Source organism: Enterococcus massiliensis (genome assembly GCF_001050095.1).
In the GTDB taxonomy this organism is placed as follows: Bacteria; Bacillota; Bacilli; order Lactobacillales; family Enterococcaceae; genus Enterococcus_C; species Enterococcus_C songbeiensis.
This window is the reverse complement of the sequence record NZ_CVRN01000004.1, coordinates 87,741-106,401: the sequence shown is the minus strand read 5'-3', so window position 1 is coordinate 106,401 and position 18,661 is coordinate 87,741. Positions and strand designations below refer to the sequence as shown.

Below are 18,661 nucleotides of genomic sequence, written 5' to 3'. Positions count from 1 at the left end.
TTAAAATAATATATATCAGGATCAATCACTCGGTCTGTTAATTTTTTTAGTATAAAAATTGAATGTTAAAACTTAGGCGATTCGTATTCTTAAGGCTTTATTACATAAAACAATCAGCCATACTAATCTTGCGCGACTCATCCAATTTGAATGTTCAGTTAGTCTAGCGCCTTACAACCCGCAGAATACTAACAACCCGCTATTGTTATATTTCCCCCTCCAATTCAATTGAGTTTTACTAAATAAAATTTCTGTTTCAGACGAATCCTTTAACCTGATTAATAACCTTGAATTTTTCATTACACAATCTGTAAGTAATATATGCATATATGCTAAAAATTATATACACACAAAACGGGAACAAATATATCAATATTCCTGAACCAACTGCAGTCATCACCATCACTAGTCCCGTAAGTAAGAACTTAAACGAAACTTTTAAAACGGTTACAATTAAACCTTTATTACTAATCTTATACGTTGCAATGATTGGAAATGCAAACAGACTAACCATCAAAAATACCGTAGTAACAATAATTAAAAAAATAGTATCAATTTCTTTTATTGCTCCACTTAAGTTTTTACTAAAAACCCAATCTGCATAAATTAATGTTGCCATCACTAGCCATTGGAGTTCTAAAATTATGCCTTTCTTTAAATTACTTTTAAAAGCTTGAATATATGGCTTAACGACCTCGGTTACTTGATTTTTTTCCCAATCTCGCACTACCGAATACATCGCAATAAAAGCTGGAAAAATTGTAACAACAGGAATACACGAAATTGCAAATAATATATTCAAAATGAATAAATTAAAAATTTTTTCAAAGAAGGCCATAAATAAAGCTTTAGGTTTATTCATTTTAGTTCCCCCCATCAGACACTAGTATCTTGCGCAAGTGCTTACATTTTTTTAGTTCGTCCAATTAGTTATTTAATTATTTTTAATATTTGAGTAATCAAACTAATAATTAAAAAACTGATCAACATCACCCGCTGCATCAGGTGTGATGTTTGGCAGTGGCATTCTGTCTTCCACTGGTAACAAACTGCCAAATTCTTTGTGTGGTTCTGTCTGATACCAATAGGCAGTACTTGAATAATCATCACTTCGATGATTATTATGCCCATGCTCAATCGTGACGCGAATTGACTTATCAAACATTACCGGATCTTCAATGTGATATCTGTACGTAGAAATTTTTCCACCCCAATTCTGGTCTCCCCCCATTAGTAATCCAAAATATGGACTTTGATACTCTTGCTGTGGACACCAGGCAGTATTAAAATAATCTTCCATGCCTGTGCCATGTAGAGATGGTGGCCATTTTTCACCATCAATAAAAATCATGTCATCTCCTTCTCCATACCAATTCCAAGAATCAGTACTTCTTAAATTATGAATATTTAAATTGCAGCCAACATAATGGCCTTTCCCAACAGCATCCAAGATAGTGTAATTATTCGCTCCAGTAATATTCTTACCACCAAATTCATAAAATGGATTCGTAACTTTACTTCCATCAATTCCTTTAGTGATTTCTCTATGCCACTGTGCATGGAAACGTAAATTTGATTCATTCATATTGTTATGAAGCTCATAGTCTATATAAAAGTAAAATTTTATAGGATCATCGGCCTGAGACTCAATTTCAAATCTTGCGCCATTAGAAAACGGCATCGGAAACAAGCAGTTCAAGGCTTGTCCGTCTTCTGGACCCATTTGTAATGGCGCAGAACTATAATTTTTTGTAATGCCATGTCCTATGCCGAAGAAGTCGCCAATTGGCACCTCAACGCTCGGCTGTTCCTCATTATCCCAAAACATTCGAATAACTATTTTCCGGTATAAGAATTCTTCCTTTACTTCCTCAAGTGGCGCCATAGTCATCCAAATATGTGCAACTACTCCAGCACCATCAATTTTTCCGAGCTGAACTTTGTCTCCTGGAAAAATTTTTAGGAAGTCGCGATTTCCCCCAGTCGTATCAAAGCTGGACAATCTTTTTCGTTTGGAATCTTTTGGTTTGCATAAATCCCTTAGTGAGCTGCTACCCAACATTCGTTTTGTCACCCTCTCCCAATTTTTTCCCTAAAGCTCCGCCAGGATGGAATACCTTGAAATCTTGTTTTTTGAATCCTTTTAGCTCTGACAAAACGACACCAATACTATCCCCAATTGATAGCATAGCAATTGCGCTAGTTGTTGGAGCCAAATTATATTGATCGGCCTCTTTTCCATAGCTGTATCCCAAAACATAGTCAGATTCCAAAGCCAAAGCTGAATTTTTGTTGGAAGTAAAAGCAATCAATGTTGTTCCAATTATTCTTAGTGAAGGAATAGTATTTAAAACTTCCTTTGTTGTTCCACTATTAGATAGTAAAATCACAACATCTCCTCGTTCAACCATGCCCAAATCCCCATGAACTGCTTCTGTACTGTGAACAAATATTGCCGGCGATCCCAAACTTGAAAAAGTTGCCGCTAATTTTTCGCCAATGTGGCCAGATTTGCCAACTCCTGTAAAAACAATCTTCCCTTGCCGGTCTTCAAGGACCTTAATACTAGCTAGGTAACTCTCATCTAGAAGATTAATATTTTCTTTTATAGCTTGTTGTTCTTCAGAAATTACTGTTCGTGCGCGTGCTAGAATATCCAACCCCTACTCCTCCTTTAAAATACTTGCTTTAACATATTTTTTTCCCTCGAGTACTTCATTCGTATTCTTATTTTTTTGAAGTATTTTTGCCGTTTCAACACCAATTTGATAGGGATATTGTTCGACAAAGTAAACAATATTACTTTTGAATAAGCCTTGAAGATTAATACGGCCATACGACGAAATTAATATTTCACTCCGTTTTTCTTCTGGGACTTCGGAGTAAATATAATCAATCATCCCAGATGTCATCGCATTATTAAGTGAAATGATGCGACATCCATCCGGAAATTTTTGAAGAATTTCCTTCATGGCTCTTTTCCCACCCTCAGAAGTAAAACCACCATCAATAAATATTGACTCGAGCTTAAGATCACTGATTGCCTTTTCAGCACCATGTTTTCTTTTTTTACCCACAGAAAGGTTAAGAAGTCCACCCACAACAACAACCTTCTCCATTGGAAATTCTGAAATAAATTTATTAGCTAATTCATACGAATTGTTATAATTATCTTCCCCAACGAAGCAGAACTTATCACTTTGCAAGATTCTTCGGTCGATTGAAATAATTTTCTGACCCATAGCTGCTAATTCTTGAATAAAATCTTCATTTCCTCCGCTCGTCGCAATAATTAATCCTTCCGTATTATTTTCAAATAATTTTTGAAGAATCCTTCGTTCATGTTTAGGACTATCATTAGAGCTCACAATGTAAAGGATATAATCTTCATTCTGAAACTGATCCTCAATCCCCTTAATAACCTCCATAAAATAGTTATTGGTGAGCGTTGGAATAACAACACCAACAACATTACTACTATTTCTTTTTAGGTTTGATGCGGTGGTATTTGAATAATACTTAACTTTTTTAATTGCCTCAATTACTTTTTCTTTATTCTCATCAGTAACGGTTCCAATGTTATTAATGACTCGAGATACTGTAGCAATCGAAACATTTGCTTCCTCAGCAACTACTCGAATTGTAGGCCGTGATTGCATTTTCCTCCCCCCAATTTTTTCTATTTTCTATCATTCTCGTTTTGAATAAATGCACGAACATCATTCAATGTAGGCAACGATTGAATAGCACCATTTTTGGTTACTGTCAAAGCCCCTACTGTATTTGCTAAATCTAAAACTTCTCGTTTATCTAAACCATCAATAATGCCACATGCCAAAGCACCATTGAAAGAATCACCTGCAGCAACCGTATCCACAGCTGTTACTTTCTTAGACTTAGCAATAATTACTTCACCATCTTGCGATACCCAAACACTACCCCGATCGCCAAGTGTGACAATTATATTTTTTGTTCCTTGTCGAATTAGTGAATTTGCTGCAGCTTTAACATTTTCAATTGTATCTGTTGGCATACCTGATAAAATTTCTAATTCTGTTTCATTTGGCGTCAAATAGGTTACCTTTTTATAAACATCTCGGCTAAGCTTCCTTGCCGGTGCCGGATTTAATAAGATTAGGACCTGATACGCATACGCCATGTTAATGGCTTCTAATATTAGCGAAAAATCCATTTCAAGTTGTAAAATTAAAATTTTTGCTGACTTAATAACTTTTTCAACTTCATGTAAGTTAGCAGAAGAAAAGGCCAAATTTGACCCAGGAATAATAATAATACGGTTATTCCCATCTTCATCAACCCAGACACTTCCTATTCCAGTTGAAATGGAACTGGAATTTAGTAAATGCTCAGTATCTACTCCAACTCCTTTGAGTACATCTTTAGCCATTTCCCCAAAATCGTCTCGGCCAACCATACCAATAAATGAAACTTCTTTCCCTAATTTTGCTATTGAAGCAGCTTGATTGGCGCCTTTCCCACCTGCATTTCTCTCAAAGGTATTCCCGACAATCGTTTCTCCATTTTGCGGTAAACGTTTACTTCGTGCGACTAAATCCATCATAAAACTTCCCAATACTACAATATCTGCCATTTCCCACACTCCTAGAATCAAAAATCCATTTTTAAAGTAAACGTTTAATTGGTAGGGGCTCCATCCTGTAAACGTTTACTTTTGATATTCACATCATATATTCGAGAGAAAACAATTACAATAGTATCTTTTTGTTTCTTAGATGTTTCTTATGGATAGATTTATTCTCAATAAGATACGTTTGCCCGGAATGAGGAAATTTCGTATCAGCTAATATATTGGTAAGCAAACTAGTCAAAAAAAATCATTTGTACTATTCGCAAAACAATGCTTACTAAAGGATTGTTTTCCGAACAGTACAAATGACCTGTATATAAATTACAAAAGATAGATTTGACTTAATAGAACTCTAGTTACCTGAATTATTCATACTTCTAGATTTTTAACATTAATTTTGAAAAACCATCGGTTTTTCTTTTTCCGTTATTACATTTCAAATGTCGCTAGCGCTATTAGCTCAAAATATGATCTATTCAAGGAATGACGAGTCATTTTTCTTATTTTTGAGCGCAAATATCCCTTAGAATTAATAAGTTTTTAAAATTTCAGTTAGCTCCCAGTTCTACCAGCAGAGTTGCTGAATTTTTTCCAATAGATAATAGAACAGGTTCTGGTAAACATGGGAAGAGCTCGTTTTCAGAAACAATTTTCGACCGCTACGAATTAGCTTACCAGCCACTTTGAAAAGGCGAAGACGTAAGGTGTCTACTTGGAAAACTGCTTCTTTCGCAGGTAAACAGATTGTTTTCATGAAGTTGACCAAGTTGTAAGCCAAGAGGCTTATCATCATCCGAGCGTGGTTTTCCAGAAAAGTGGGACTATCCGTTTTATCGAAATAGAAACCATTTTTGGCTTCCTTGATATAATTCTCCATGATACCACGCTTATGGTAAATACCGAAAATCTCTTGAGGTAAAAGGTTGTGGGAAAAATTGGTAACCAAATATTCATGCCGAAACAACAATTCATTGGCTTCTCTGGTTGATTTGATACAAATCCGTCGTTCTTTTGACCATTTTTCAGCTTGATAGGTAGTTGAATAATAGTGAACTTCCCGTTGATACCACGGATGATCATCTCCTACAAGAACGAGATTCTCTGCAATTTTTTCTAGATTTCTATTCGCCTTCAGGCGAATAACATAGTAACTATCATTGGCTTCACAAGTCTCATATACTTCTGGTGTCGCGAAACCACTATCCCCTCGAACAAGGATATTCGTACATGGAAGAGTCTGTTGATAATGTTCAAGCATTGGTTTCAGAAATTCTTTCACGCCATTTGAAGTGTACACATTTCCAGAACGAAGTTCTGCTTTGAGAAAATCACCCGTCAGACCATCAAACGCTACTAACGGATGATACCCGTTCGTACCATAGTGGGCATTGAAATTAGCATCTTCTTGGTTACCAAAAGTATCCGAATGTGTGGAATCCAAATCAATGATCATTTCTGTAGCGTTCCGTTTTAAACGAACTTTGTCGATTAATGCTTGGTTTAAGAGTTGAAATTGGACAATTGTCTCTTCACTCACGCGATTCCAAAAGCGGGAAAGCGAGGCTTGTGAGGCCAAGGATTCCTTAGCCAGTACCAAACGGAAAATTGGGTCTTCACTCAGAATGTTGACAGAAGAATCCGCAGGATAACCTGCGATGAGCTGAAAAAGTAGTTGTTCCAGAACAGAAATATTGTCATGAATCCAATAGCGACGATTTTCGTTGAAAGTTAAGAGTTGCTTTGCCAGTTTTGTAAAGCCGATGGAATCCATAAATTCTTTAACCAAAATTAAGCCAACGTCTGTGGATAGATTTCCTCCTGTATTAGACACTATCATTTTTGAGTTGAAGTTTACTTGTTTTTCCTGTAATGTAGCCATTGAGAAGAACCCCTTTCTTTGGTTAGGTTTTGGCGATTTAACCATAGCAGATTGGGGTTCTTTTTGTACACTCAAAAGGTGTTGGGTAATAAAACAATAAACAGCGTTAGGACAATGTTTAAATAGCATTTCAAAAAAGCTATGAATTATTCAGGAGTAATCTTTGTAAACTTTCTTTCAATCCTTGCTAATTCTACCAACTGATTCTCTTGCTATCAGTTGGCTGGAACAGATAACCGTGATTGGCATGGTTCGTGTACCTAGAATCCGTTCTTTCGCCATATTGACTGCAATACGTCCCATCTCTTGTGCATTCATACGAACTGTCGACAGCGCTGGACTCATATAACGCGCCATCTCAATATCATCAAAACTGATAACAGAGATATCTTCAGGAATACGTAAGCCATGATCGTTGATTGCGCGATAGACACCCACTGCCATTGGATCGCTTGCCACAACAACCGCCGTCGGTCTTGGGTTTAATTGCAACATCTCTTCGGTGAGCTGTAAGCCGCATTCCGGTGTCCAATTTTTTTGAAAACTATGACTGTATTGTTCTAAGTCTTTTAATTTCATCCATTGCCGATACTGTTCTGCCCGTACTTCCTCTTGATAAAAGCTGACATCCCCTATACGATCCACCTTACTACCAACGCCGCCGATAAAAGCTATATTCCGATGTCCATTTTCAAATAATGTATCCAAAATTTCATGGGTTTTCCATGCAAAATCCGTTTGAATACAATCAAATTGTGAATGGTTTTGGTAATTGTCGACTAAAATGATCTGATCGTTATACTTCTTTACTTCTTCAAGTGCATCCGTGTCCATTTCGCCAATCAAAATCACCGCTTTATATTTTTTCAATTGTTGCCAATCCTTTAGCTTATCTCTCATTCGAAACACACGAACGACCTTTAAGCGCCATTTTGCGGCTTCTTTTTCAATTCCTTTGCGAATATGCTGAAAGTACGGATCATCAGATTCACTTTCTTCACTGTGACGAGTAATCAAAGCAATAGAAAGATCATCTCCTACATTGCGACTTCCCCGTAAATTCTTTTCTTTTGAGTAATTTACTTGGTTGGCAATTTCTATTACTCTTTGACGGGTATTTTCATTGATACTGAAGGTTTGATCATTGTTTAATATTCTTGAGACACTGGCAGCTGATACACCAGCCATCTTAGCAATATCACGAATACTTGCCACATCTCCAACTCCTCTGTTTACTGTTTACATTTTAAACAATAAATTGTTTTGCATGAGAAGTCAAGTTAGGAAAAAATAAGCCGCAAAATTTTACAATTTCACGGCTTATTATTAATCAAACACCTCTAAATTTTTCCTCTTCATAAACCCATACGTAGAGATGCTGAAAAAGAGCAGGACAAAGGCAGCTAGGACCAGCAGATTAACAATGATTTGAGAAAAATCAGCGTTATTTTGCAGTTGTTTGATGGCATCTAATACCCAATATTGCGGTGTGATACGGGCGACTTTTTCCATAAACTCCGGCATTACCTCGCTGGGAATCAATGCCCCGGATAAAATACTTGTAACGGTAAATAGAATACTTTGGACACCGGAAGCAAAATTACTGCTGGGGGAATTCACGCCGATTGCAATCGACCAGGCGACAGCAACCAGTCCAAAGACTGCGAGAACCCCAATCAACTGTATCGCAGGTAACCCGATATCGATACGAAATGCCACCGTCATCAATAAAACCGTAAAAACCACTTCAAAAATCATCGCTAGGAAAGCGAAAATCGCCGTGCCCGTGAAATACGCCCCTTTAGAAACTGGTGTTGTCATGAAGCGATGGTAAATTTTATTTCGCCGTTCATTTTGAATGGCATTTGCCCCAAAAACCCCGGATTGATAAAGCAGCATCATGAGCATAAATCCAAGAATCTGGATACTCATTGCTTTGCTTGTCGCATCCTTTTCAAATTGTTCAAATTTGATTGTTGTATCTCCTTTTACAAATTCAAAGGCTTCTTTTTCACTACCGTTAGCCGCAAATTTTGCAATGGCTAATACTTCATTGTAGGTAGTAAGGGCAATATTTTTGATGGAATCAATGGCCTGCCCTTCCTGAAGGGTACGAAACTTCAACGTTGCCAATTCTCCCTCACCAATTTTTTCTGAAAAATCTGCGGGAATCACAAGATTGGCGGTCACAGATTGGGCAGCCAATGACTTGTCACCGGCTTCCTCATCCTTTAATTCCTTCACGGATAACCGTTTCCCAAGCGTTGCAACAAATTGCTGACTGTACTTGGATTGATCCTGATCAACGACCCCTACCGTCAAAGAGTTAGCGATACCTGTATTGCTGTAGATAAAGAAATACAACGCAATACTCATGATAGGAACCCCCAAAAGAAACAGCACCTGCATAGGATGGTTCCGCCAAAGAATAAACCGTTCCCGAATAATCCATAGTATATCCTTCATTTAGAATTCCTCCCTGCGATTTAATACAACCGACATGCCAATATATAAAACCAATGTACTAATCAAACAATAAAGGACACCTTGCCACTGCAACGCATTTTCGGTCCATAAGGCTTCACGAATCGGTCCCATGACCCAACCCATCGGTGAAAAACGCATCATTTCTTCACCAACTGGGAAGTATCCGCCCCCGAGAAAGGCTGCCACTTGAATGATAACTTGAACCAATGCCATGCCCACACCTTTTCCAACCGTTTCTAAAAAGGCGCCCAAAACTAGAAACAACAGCATTAAGGAAGACAAATTGGCAAAGGAGAAGAACCACTGCAAATGCCACGGAACACCGAAAAGAACTTGCGTGATCACCATCAATGCGAAAACCACACACACGCCCAACAAAGCATGTCCAATAAAAGTAGAGTTGATCAATTTTTGTCGACTGACCGGACTGATTAATTCCCGCTGCAATGTTTTTTGTCTGCGACCTTTATCAAACATCTCCAACCCGTTTTGCGACATATACAAAATAAACAATGCAATCATCGCAACGGAATAATATTGGTAGGAGGTTGCCGGTTTCTTCATTTGACTTTGATCGACCACAATGGCTTTGTCCAACTCAGGTGGTAAGTTGAAGAGCTCTTGCGGTGCTACACCAAATTGTTGCGCTCCTTCCATCAGGCGCATCACCTGAAACATCTCCGCCAAATAACTTTTTAAGAGAGTAAATTGTACGTCTGACAGACTTTCGATTTGAACGGTAATATCTTTTTTAATGAGAAAGTAGGCATTTGCCTGCTTTTTCTTCATCGCTGCAACAGCACTTTCTTCATTCGGACTTTCTTCAAAAATAAGTTTGTCCGAATCGATTTCCTGCAAAACAGCTTCAAATTGCGTTCCCATCGCTGCATCATCCACAACATAACGGACCTGAATCTCATCGATTTTATCTTCGATATCGCCGCCATCAAAAGCTCCCTGCAAGACCGAACCTAAAATCAGCATCAGCGTTAACGGAAACACCAAGAAATAAATATAGGTGGCTTTGTCCCGTATTTGCTGGATAAATGTCCGAATAATAATTGGTAAATTCATTTTCTCACCTACTTATCCCTTAAATTGCGTCCGGTCAGATTCAAGAAGACCGTTTCTAAATCGATTCGTTGCTGATCGACACTGTCGACTTCGACCCCTTGTTTAATCAACTGCATCAACAAGCGGTTCAATGCATTGCTTTCTACTGACACGGTGACCACCAGTTGTTGTTCCTGTAAGCTTGCTTGGATCACACCGGACTGTTCTTCGATTTCTGCCAAATTCACTGCTTGGGGATTTGCCACTGTAATCGTGATATTTTTTTGGTCTGTCACGAGATTGACTAATTCGGCTTCAGTTCCGGTAGCGATAACCTTGCCGTGATCGATCACGACGATTGTATCCGCCAAGCGCTCTACTTCTTCCATATAGTGGCTGGTATAAATCAAGGTTTTGCCCTCTGCCCGCATTTTTTCAATAGTTTCAAGAATATAATTTCGTGATTGGGTATCGATTCCTACTGTGGGTTCATCCATAATAACAAATTCCGGTTCGTGAACGATTGCCATAGCAATATTCAAGCGCCGTTGCATCCCGCCGGAAAACGTGGCTGATTTATCTTTCTTCCGTTCCCATAAACCGACTGCTTTTAACGCTTTTTCAGTAGCATCTTTTAATTTTTGTCCCCGTAATCCATACAACCCGCCAAAATAGCGGACATTTTCTTCCGCGCTCAAATCATGATAGATCGCCAGTTCTTGTGGTACTACCCCGATTTTTTTACGTAAGTCTCGATTTTTTTCGGAAGCTTCTTTGCCAAAAAGTTTGATTTCACCTGCTGTTTTTTTCAATAATCCAGTAATCATATTGATGGTAGTTGATTTTCCAGCGCCGTTTGGTCCCAATAATCCCAAAATCGTTCCCTTATCTACAGAAAAACTCACTTCATCCACTGCTACCTGTGAGCCAAATTTTTTCGTCAGCTGATTAATTTCTACGATACGTTCCATGTTTTCTCCCTCCAAATCTTATCTATATCAAGCATACAAAAAAAAGAGAAACCACACTAGTGTAGTTTCTCATCAGTTAGACATGAGATTTCTCATGTTGTTGGATTGGTAAAATTGTCGTCACGGTAAAATTATGGGAACTGTCGATGAGTAGTTGTCCGGAAAGCATGGCGGTTCGTTCCTCCATCCCCAAAATTCCCAGGCCTTTTTTATATGTCACTGCCTGTTTGCCGTTGTTGCTGACTTCAAACCGCAAAAAACCTTTAAACACATGCAATTTCACCGAAACCTCGGAGGCTTCTGCATATTTTAAAGTGTTGGTCAATGTTTCCTTTAAATTTCCCAACAAGACCTGCCATTGAAAATTGCTCAACTGATCGACTTTTCCAAAATATTGAAAAGAAGTTTTTATCTGATAGCGTTGCATAAAGGTCTGTAATTCCGTTTTAATACGATTAATATTCAGTGTTTCAACTGGCGGCGCTTCGGAATGAAGGGTTTTACGAATATCGTTGATTCCCTCTCGAGTCGTAGCGATAGCTTGCGCCAACAGTTCTTCTGCTTGTTGAGGATTGGAATGATAAACTGCTTTGGCGGCTTCCATTTGGATCAATCCCCCAGACAATTTATGCCCCAGCTCATCATGGATTTCATGAACCAGACGCTGCCGTTCAGACAAAACCGCTTCTTTTTCCCGAGCTTCGCTGTTCATTACACTTTGTTCAAAAAGAGTCGACAGCCGATTGCGTTCGATTCGCAGCATATCGGAAGAATCGCTTAATCCGCGTTTTTCTTGGGTCAGTTTTTCTACCGTCAGATAAACAAAGAACACAAAAACCGTCCATAGCAGTCCACCTAACTGCATGTAGCGATCCGGCAGATAAATGCCATAACTGACTAACAGAATACTACCGATCATCGCTGAGAAAAGTTGATATTTCCCTAAAACCAGAAAATTGGCTACAGTGCCCGGCAACAGGTAAAACAACCATGTCTGGACAAAAGGTGCCACAAGCGCAATCCCCAATTGGCATCCTAAAAAGACCCACTGATACGTGGGAAAACTGATGCTCAATAATAAAAAACTCAACCATAGCAATAATAAAATAATGACTGCTGTCAAAGAGCCGGTCACCTGCAAAAACAAAATCCCTACGATACCCAGTACCGTTAAGACACTGATAAAAAGTTTAAAGGTTTTCATCTGCATTCCCTGCTTTGCCGGTCAAATAATAAATCGCTACCTGTGTTCGATGTTCCAACTCTAATTTGTGGAGGATCGTAGACAAGCTGTTATTAATCGTTCCTTCTGTCAAAAAAAGTTGATTGGCGATTTGCTTGTTGCTTAATCCCGCAGCCACCAACCGTGTAATCTCAATTTCTCGAGGAGTCAATTCAGATAAATCGGCACTTTTTTGTTCAGGATGAAATTGTTGCTTGGCTTTTGCCAAGACATCTTGGGACAAAATACTCTGTCCCTTCATCACGGTGCGAATCGCTTGAGTCAACTGCTCCGGTTCGGTATTTTTCAGCAAATAACCGGAAGCTCCGTTTTTGATTCCTTCCACAATGTACTCATCTTCATCAAAGGTTGTTAAAATAATAACTTTTGCAGCGGTCGTTTCAGTAATTTTTTTTGTCGCTTCTACCCCGCTCATCCCAGGCATCCGCACATCCATCAGCACGATATCAATGGGTTGTTGCTGACACACCGCCACCGCTTTTTCGCCGCGATCCACACAGGCAACGATCTCAAAATCTGCTTCAATTCCCAATAAAATTTTCAAGCCGCCGGTAATTAGCTCACTGTCGTCTACCAATAATAGTTTGATCATGGCTTTTTTCCCATCTTTGTTTTTCTTTCATTGTATCGAAGTCCAGAGAGTTTGCCAACCGCTTCGCTGACATTCAATCACTCACTCTGCTTGCGCTTTCTTCAACATTTCGCAATACACCATAAAAGCGGCGATTCCTTCCAGTTGCTTTGCCAGTTTCTCATCGATCTTGACTTTGGTTTCCAGAAAGTGATGCTTCAATTTCTGAATCGTTTCCGGTTCTTTATTTGCCAGTAATTTTTTGATTTCTTCAATGGCATAGATCGTCTTTCGCAAGGAAGTGACAATCAATGTTTTTTTGATTTCTTTTTCTTCGTAATACCGATACCCGTTTTCTCCCCGTTGGCTGGTAATCAGCCCCCGTTCCTCCCAGTAGCGAATCGCTGACGTCTCCACCTGAGCCAGTTTTGCCAATTCGCCAATACGTAAACGTTGCTGAGGCAACTGTTCTTGCGGGAGAGAAAGAATAAATGTCCGATTTCGTTGCAGAGCTTCTTCATCGGCCACCAACTGCTTTTGGGAATGGGCAATCAGCCAATAGCTTTCGGAAAATGCCCCTGCTTTTGCAAGACGCATTAACGCATAGGCCGTTGTGATTTCAAATCCTTGCAACAATTTGCGAATCGTCAAAAACGCCTGCCGATGGATTTCTTGGTATCTTCGTTGCCCCCCTACCGTTTTTTTGACTTCCGGCAGCAAGTCAAAGTTTTCATAACGCTTTAAAGTCGTATCACTGACCTTAATCAGTGTTGTCATCTGCTTCATAGTGTAGTCCACTCGTTTTACAACCTTCAAGTAATAGTTTTAAGACCTTTGTCTGATTTTAGCGAAAATATTCCCTTTTTCATAATATTTAGCAGAAAAAAACTAGAATATTGCTTCAATCTAGTACACTAGAAATGAGGTGAAGAAAATGAAGATTGAAATTCGTAATGCGTATGAAAAAAATCTTAAACACATTGATGTCGATATTCCTAGAAATAAATTCGTAGTGGTTACCGGTCTCTCCGGTTCAGGGAAAACCACACTAGTCAAAGACACCCTCTACATGGAGGCTCAACGACAATACTTGGAAGCCATGAATTTTCAAGGAATCCAAAAACCCAAGGTCGATGCCATCCACCATTTGTCACCGGCAATTTTGATTGATCAAGAAGATCGTAACGAAAATCCCCGCTCTACTCTAGGTACCCAAACTGATCTTTTTACCGACCTGCGAATGATTTTTGAAAAGCTCCACACCCGTGAATGCCCTGCTTGCCACCAGTTGATCACTGCCAGTGAAGCAAAGGAAACGACTGAAAAAAAAGATGGGCAGTTTAAAGTCTTTATGGATTGTCCCAACTGCGGTCATCGAATGGATAAGCTGACCCGTTCCCACTTTTCCTTCAACACAAAAGCTGGTGCCTGCCTCACCTGTCACGGCTTGGGAAAAACGCTGGCAATTAAAGAAGACGTCCTATACGATCCAAAGAAATCCTTGGAAGAGGGTGCCATTACCATGTGGCCTACGGGATACAATGCCTACCAAGCCGATATCTATTACAAATTACTGGCATTTTTAAAACTACCGGTGCCGAAAAAACTACCTTTAAAGGATTTCTCTGCTGAACAATGGACCTTGCTAAAAGAAGGAATCACCAATAAAGAGTTGCTGGAAAATAAAGCTTTGCCAAAAAAAGTCCAAGAGGGTCGTTTTGAAGGAGTCGAAACTAAAATCTGGCAAAAAATCTCAGAAAATAAAGGCGTACCTGCCACATTGGCTCCTTATATCGGCGAAACGCTTTGTCCTGCCTGTCAGGGGGGAAAATTGAATCCTGAAAGTCGAGCTGCCACTGTTTTGGGTCAATCTTTACCAGTCATCGAAACTTGGGATTTGATTCAATTGATGGACTGGCTGCATAAACTTGATGCTGCCATGTCTGAAGGACAACAGCAAATGGTACAAAATTACACTGGGGATATGCTGACCAAAATCCAGCGCATTCAACAAGTTGGCTTAGCCTATTTGTCCTTAGATCGTCCCTATACAACCTTGTCCGGTGGAGAAGCACAACGAATCAAACTGGCAGCGGTTTTAGCTTCTCCCATGACAGAATTGATTTATTTATTGGATGAACCGACGATTGGTCTGCACACGGCAGATACTCAAGGTGTAATCGAAATGATCAAAAAAATTCGTGACCGCCGCAACACGGTGGTAGTCATCGAACATGATGATGCCGTAATCCAGCAAGCTGATTGGATCATTGAAATTGGACCAAAATCCGGCGAAAAAGGTGGAGAGATTCTATTCACCGGTACTTACCAAGACTTGATGAACAATCCCGATTCGCTGACCTATAAAGCCCAACAAAATCGCTACCAGCAAAACAGCCGACAACGCCCAGTTGCCACGGCCGCCTTGACGGTCACAAATGCAACGAGCAATAATTTGAAGAATCTTTCGTTAACGTTACCTGCAAATAGTTTGAGCGTGGTCACTGGTGTTTCCGGTGCTGGAAAATCCAGTTTGGTTTTTGGCGAAATCGCAGAAGCCAACTTGAAAAATACCGCGACAACCCAATGGGACACGCCGTTTCGTCAGTTGGTCACCATCAGCCAAAAACGCCCCACCCGTAACCGCCGTTCGATTATTGCGACCTATTTGGATCTTTTTGATAAAATTCGCGGTCTCTTTGCCAAAGAAGCACAAAAAAAGGGGAAACTCTTCAAAGCTGGAGATTTTTCTTTTAACTCTGGCAACGGTCGCTGCCAAAATTGCCAAGGCTTAGGTACGATTGAAAACAATCAACTCTTCTTCCAAAATGTTGAAGTCACTTGTCCTGAATGTCACGGTACTCGCTATCAGGAAGATATTCTGGCGGTAAAAATCGGTGACTGTTCAATTTTTGACGTCTTGATGATGGATGTGGCTGCGGCCGAGGATTTTCTTGCAAAACAAGGATTGGACACGAAACCTTTACAGCTTTTGGCAAAAACCAATCTTGATTATGTAACACTTGGACAATCCACCGATACCCTTTCCGGCGGTGAGATGCAGCGGCTGCGGCTGGCGGCAACCATTGCAAAAGAAAAACAGAACAACAATTTATTTCTAATGGACGAACCAACAACCGGAATGCATAAAATCGATGTTTACCATTTTATGACTCTGATCCAACAATTAATCGATGAAGGCAATACATTTATTTTCATTGAACACAATTTAGATGTGATCCGACAAGCCGATTATCTGGTTGAATTAGGGCCAGTTGGTGGTAAAGAAGGCGGGCATTTACTATTCAGTGGAACGATTCAAGAATTTTTGACAAGCACTACAAAAACAGCCAGTTACTTGCAGTAAAGCAAAACAGCGGTCCCCATTTGCAGGACCGCTGTTTTTTTGTTCGTTTAAAAGACTTTTTGGTATTTTCGATAAGATAGGATACCAAAGACCACGACTAACGCAATCAGCCAGATAAAGGCGCTTAACAGATCGCCGTTTTTCAGGGCGATATTTTCCATCAGCAAGCCGCGAGTTGTTTCAACAATCGGTGTCATTGGTTGATGATCGGCAAAAATCGCAATCGGTTTTGCCATCCCACTCGTTGGTACAAATGCTGAGCTGACAAATAGGAGCATAATCAACAGGTAAGAAAAACTACCGGCACTTTCCCAGCTTTTAGCTGAAATCGAAAAGGGAATGGAAATCATTGTCATGGCAAAGGCAAACAGGATGGAAATCAGCAAGAACAACAGCAGATTTCCCGCCGAAAATTCTGGACGAAAGCCCATGATCATTCCCACAACAAAGGTTGTCAGTTCAGACAACAACATGAAAATCACAGAGGCAACGATATGAGAGCCAAGAACAATCCAGCGTTTGATTGGCAAAGTGTGCAAGCGATCTAAGAAGCCGCTGGTTTTATCCATGTTGATCCGCAGAGAAGTATACGCTGAACCCATGGTCATGGTAATCAACATAAATCCTGGCAAGGCGTAGTTCAAGTAATCCACCGTATTGGTTTCTGTTCCATTTAAACTGATGCTGCCTCCAAATACATAGACAAAAAACAGCAACATAAAAATCGGTGTCCCAAAAACGGTGATCAAAGTATCGGTATTCGTTAGGTTTTGTTTTAAGATCCGCTTCGTTAAAGCAGATAATTGAATTAAAGTTTTCATTTTTTCTCCTTTGTAATCGTTAAGAATATTGTTTCCAGACTGACTTCTTCGGCTTTCAAAGCAGTAATCGTTATCTGATGCTCCACAAACAGTGCCAATACTTGTAACTGATCGCTTTCTTCAATCGTCACACCCGTGGCTTGAGCTTCAAAAGAAATCCCAGCTTGAGTCAACAAGGATACTGCTTGGCTTTGTTGCGCCGCTTCTACTGTAATTTCAACTTTTTTATTGGTATTTTTCTTTAATTCTGCCGGTGTGCCGGTCAACACGATTTCTCCTTTATGCAGAAAAGAAATGTGATCTGACAGACGATCGGCTTCATCCAAATATTGTGTCGTTAGAAAAATGGTTTTGCCGGCGTCACTAATTTCCCGAATGATGCGCCAAATTTCTAAACGATTTTTAGGATCAACACCAGTGGTCGGTTCATCTAGAAAAAGAATTTCCGGATCGCCGACTAGGGACATGGCGATATCCAACCGACGACGCATCCCGCCAGAATAATCTGCCACACGTCGATCAATAAATTCTTCCAAACCAAGTCGTTTCGCTAATTGTCGAATCTCCGCTTTTTCATTTTTTACTCCACGTAACTGGGCAATCAACCGCAGATTCTCGTAGCCGCTAAAAAACATATCTACTGTCGCTTCTTGTGAATTTAAACTAATTAGTTCCCGGACTTCATTGGGCTGTTTGGTGACGGATAGTCCGGCAATGGTGATCTCGCCGCTATCCGGCTGCAAAAGTGTCGTCATCATTTTGATCAGTGTCGTTTTTCCAGCACCATTTTCTCCTAATAGAGTGTAAATCTCCCCTTTTTGGATGGTCATGGAAATATCTTTTAAGACACTGACGTTGCCAAATTGTTTTTTTGCGTGATCAATAGTAATCACTGGTTTTGTCTGAAATGTATTCATTTTATTTTTCGATCCTTTCAAATTCATCTTTTAATTTTTTTCGCGTCTTGCTGTACCATAGCACCTCCGGATATTCTGCCATGATGTCATCCGCAAATTTTACTGGATCGTTGCCGACCAACTCGTTGATAGAACGTCCTTCAGCAGCGCCATCGGCAAACAATTGCAGCAAGTCTTCAAAAATTCCCATAAATTCACTGTTGCCAACAAAATTCATCATGTAGTGATCCAGTGCGGTCAGCGCTTTTTCATAATCGTCAGGCAACTGTGCCTTTGCCTTCACATAAGCTTTGTATCTTTTTTTATCGTTACGCATCGATGTATACCAGTTTTTCATATTAATTCTCCCCTTTTAATTCCTGCAAACGGGCCTCTAAAAATGACCACTTCTCCCAAAATTCTGCCAAATAGAGACGTCCAGCTTCATTCAATGTATAAAATTTTCGCGGCGGTCCCATTTCCGATTTGCGTTTTTCAACTGCCAACAAGCCTTTTTTCTCCAACCGTAATAAAACGGTATACACGGTTCCTTCGACGATATCTTCAAAACCCAGATCAACCAAATAATTGGTGATCTCATAGCCGTAGGTCTCACCCTTGGCAATTTTTTGAAGTACGATTCCTTCCAAAACCCCTTTAAGTAATTCCGTTAGTCCTTTCATAACTTTTCCTTTCTCAATTGCTATTTTATCTTGTTATCGTACGTAGTAATACTAGGTAGTCTACAAATAAGAAAACTTTTT

18 protein-coding genes are annotated in these 18,661 nt (G+C 39.7%); 1 reads left to right on the top strand and 17 read right to left on the bottom strand.

All coding sequences use genetic code 11. The annotated features are described in order from the left end of the window. Window positions 1–256: 256 nt before the first annotated feature. The 13 genes from BN1875_RS02290 to BN1875_RS02230 all read right to left on the bottom strand — a co-directional run bounded on the left by BN1875_RS02290 (window position 257) and on the right by BN1875_RS02230 (window position 13,599). Window positions 257–862 carry a YesL family protein gene (locus BN1875_RS02290; RefSeq protein ID WP_048603245.1) on the bottom strand — a complete coding sequence of 202 codons (606 nt, stop codon included), beginning with the start codon at window positions 860–862 and terminating at the stop codon, window positions 257–259. A 102-nt stretch (window positions 863–964) separates the two neighbouring features. Then, complete coding sequence (locus tag BN1875_RS02285; protein ID WP_048603244.1) at window positions 965–2,062, bottom strand: glycoside hydrolase family 172 protein; 1,098 nt, start codon at window positions 2,060–2,062, stop codon at window positions 965–967. Continuing rightward, entirely contained in the window at window positions 2,052–2,660 is a 609-nt protein-coding gene (locus tag BN1875_RS02280; protein ID WP_048603243.1) for a KpsF/GutQ family sugar-phosphate isomerase, read from the bottom strand. Before BN1875_RS02280 ends, BN1875_RS02285 begins: the two co-directional genes overlap by 11 nt. Before the next feature lie 3 nt (window positions 2,661–2,663). Then, entirely contained in the window at window positions 2,664–3,659 is a 996-nt protein-coding gene (locus tag BN1875_RS02275; RefSeq protein ID WP_048603242.1) for a LacI family DNA-binding transcriptional regulator, read from the bottom strand. Between the two features lie 20 nt (window positions 3,660–3,679). After that, complete coding sequence (gene rbsK, locus BN1875_RS02270; protein ID WP_048603241.1) at window positions 3,680–4,612, bottom strand: ribokinase; 933 nt, start codon at window positions 4,610–4,612, stop codon at window positions 3,680–3,682. Between the two features lie 562 nt (window positions 4,613–5,174). Next, the gene (locus tag BN1875_RS02265; RefSeq protein ID WP_048603228.1) at window positions 5,175–6,488 is read right to left on the bottom strand and encodes an IS1380 family transposase; all 1,314 of its coding nucleotides are present in this window, start codon (window positions 6,486–6,488) and stop codon (window positions 5,175–5,177) included. A 177-nt stretch (window positions 6,489–6,665) separates the two neighbouring features. Then, window positions 6,666–7,703, bottom strand: a complete 1,038-nt coding sequence (locus BN1875_RS02260; protein WP_048603240.1) for a LacI family DNA-binding transcriptional regulator — start codon at window positions 7,701–7,703, stop codon at window positions 6,666–6,668. A gap of 111 nt (window positions 7,704–7,814) precedes the next feature. Continuing rightward, window positions 7,815–8,954 (bottom strand): ABC transporter permease, encoded by a 1,140-nt coding sequence (locus tag BN1875_RS02255; protein WP_048603239.1) that lies wholly within the window; start codon window positions 8,952–8,954, stop codon window positions 7,815–7,817. Next, window positions 8,955–10,049 (bottom strand): ABC transporter permease, encoded by a 1,095-nt coding sequence (locus BN1875_RS02250; protein WP_048603238.1) that lies wholly within the window; start codon window positions 10,047–10,049, stop codon window positions 8,955–8,957. Window positions 10,050–10,057: 8 nt separating this feature from the next. Continuing rightward, window positions 10,058–10,999, bottom strand: coding sequence for an ABC transporter ATP-binding protein (locus tag BN1875_RS02245; protein ID WP_048603237.1), 942 nt, complete (start codon window positions 10,997–10,999; stop codon window positions 10,058–10,060). A gap of 76 nt (window positions 11,000–11,075) precedes the next feature. Next, window positions 11,076–12,203, bottom strand: a complete 1,128-nt coding sequence (locus BN1875_RS02240) for a sensor histidine kinase (protein ID WP_048603236.1) — start codon at window positions 12,201–12,203, stop codon at window positions 11,076–11,078. Further along, on the bottom strand, window positions 12,190–12,834 hold the full coding sequence (locus BN1875_RS02235; RefSeq protein ID WP_048603235.1) for a response regulator: 645 nt from the start codon (window positions 12,832–12,834) through the stop codon (window positions 12,190–12,192). The genes BN1875_RS02240 and BN1875_RS02235 overlap by 14 nt, the downstream gene beginning before the upstream one ends. Window positions 12,835–12,915: 81 nt before the next feature. Continuing rightward, the gene (locus tag BN1875_RS02230) at window positions 12,916–13,599 is read right to left on the bottom strand and encodes a MerR family transcriptional regulator (protein WP_048603234.1); all 684 of its coding nucleotides are present in this window, start codon (window positions 13,597–13,599) and stop codon (window positions 12,916–12,918) included. A gap of 148 nt (window positions 13,600–13,747) precedes the next feature. On the opposite strand from BN1875_RS02230, the gene BN1875_RS02225 reads away from it, so the two are divergent. Beyond that, the gene (locus tag BN1875_RS02225; RefSeq protein WP_048603233.1) at window positions 13,748–16,180 is read left to right on the top strand and encodes an ATP-binding cassette domain-containing protein; all 2,433 of its coding nucleotides are present in this window, start codon (window positions 13,748–13,750) and stop codon (window positions 16,178–16,180) included. Window positions 16,181–16,227: 47 nt separating this feature from the next. Here the strand turns inward: BN1875_RS02225 and BN1875_RS02220 are convergent, their stop codons facing one another. Genes BN1875_RS02220 through BN1875_RS02205 form a run of 4 tightly spaced genes read right to left on the bottom strand, consistent with a single transcriptional unit; the run spans window position 16,228 to window position 18,580 of the window. Further along, a complete protein-coding gene (locus BN1875_RS02220) occupies window positions 16,228–17,001 on the bottom strand; it encodes an ABC transporter permease (protein ID WP_048603232.1) in 774 nt (257 codons plus the stop codon). Further along, entirely contained in the window at window positions 16,998–17,918 is a 921-nt protein-coding gene (locus BN1875_RS02215) for an ABC transporter ATP-binding protein (RefSeq protein ID WP_048603395.1), read from the bottom strand. The genes BN1875_RS02220 and BN1875_RS02215 overlap by 4 nt, the downstream gene beginning before the upstream one ends. Window position 17,919: 1 nt before the next feature. Continuing rightward, window positions 17,920–18,255: a DUF1048 domain-containing protein gene (locus BN1875_RS02210; RefSeq protein ID WP_048603231.1), complete on the bottom strand. Its 336-nt coding sequence runs from the start codon at window positions 18,253–18,255 to the stop codon at window positions 17,920–17,922. 1 nt (window position 18,256) lies between these two features. Continuing rightward, complete coding sequence (locus BN1875_RS02205; protein ID WP_048603230.1) at window positions 18,257–18,580, bottom strand: PadR family transcriptional regulator; 324 nt, start codon at window positions 18,578–18,580, stop codon at window positions 18,257–18,259. Window positions 18,581–18,661: the final 81 nt, after the last annotated feature.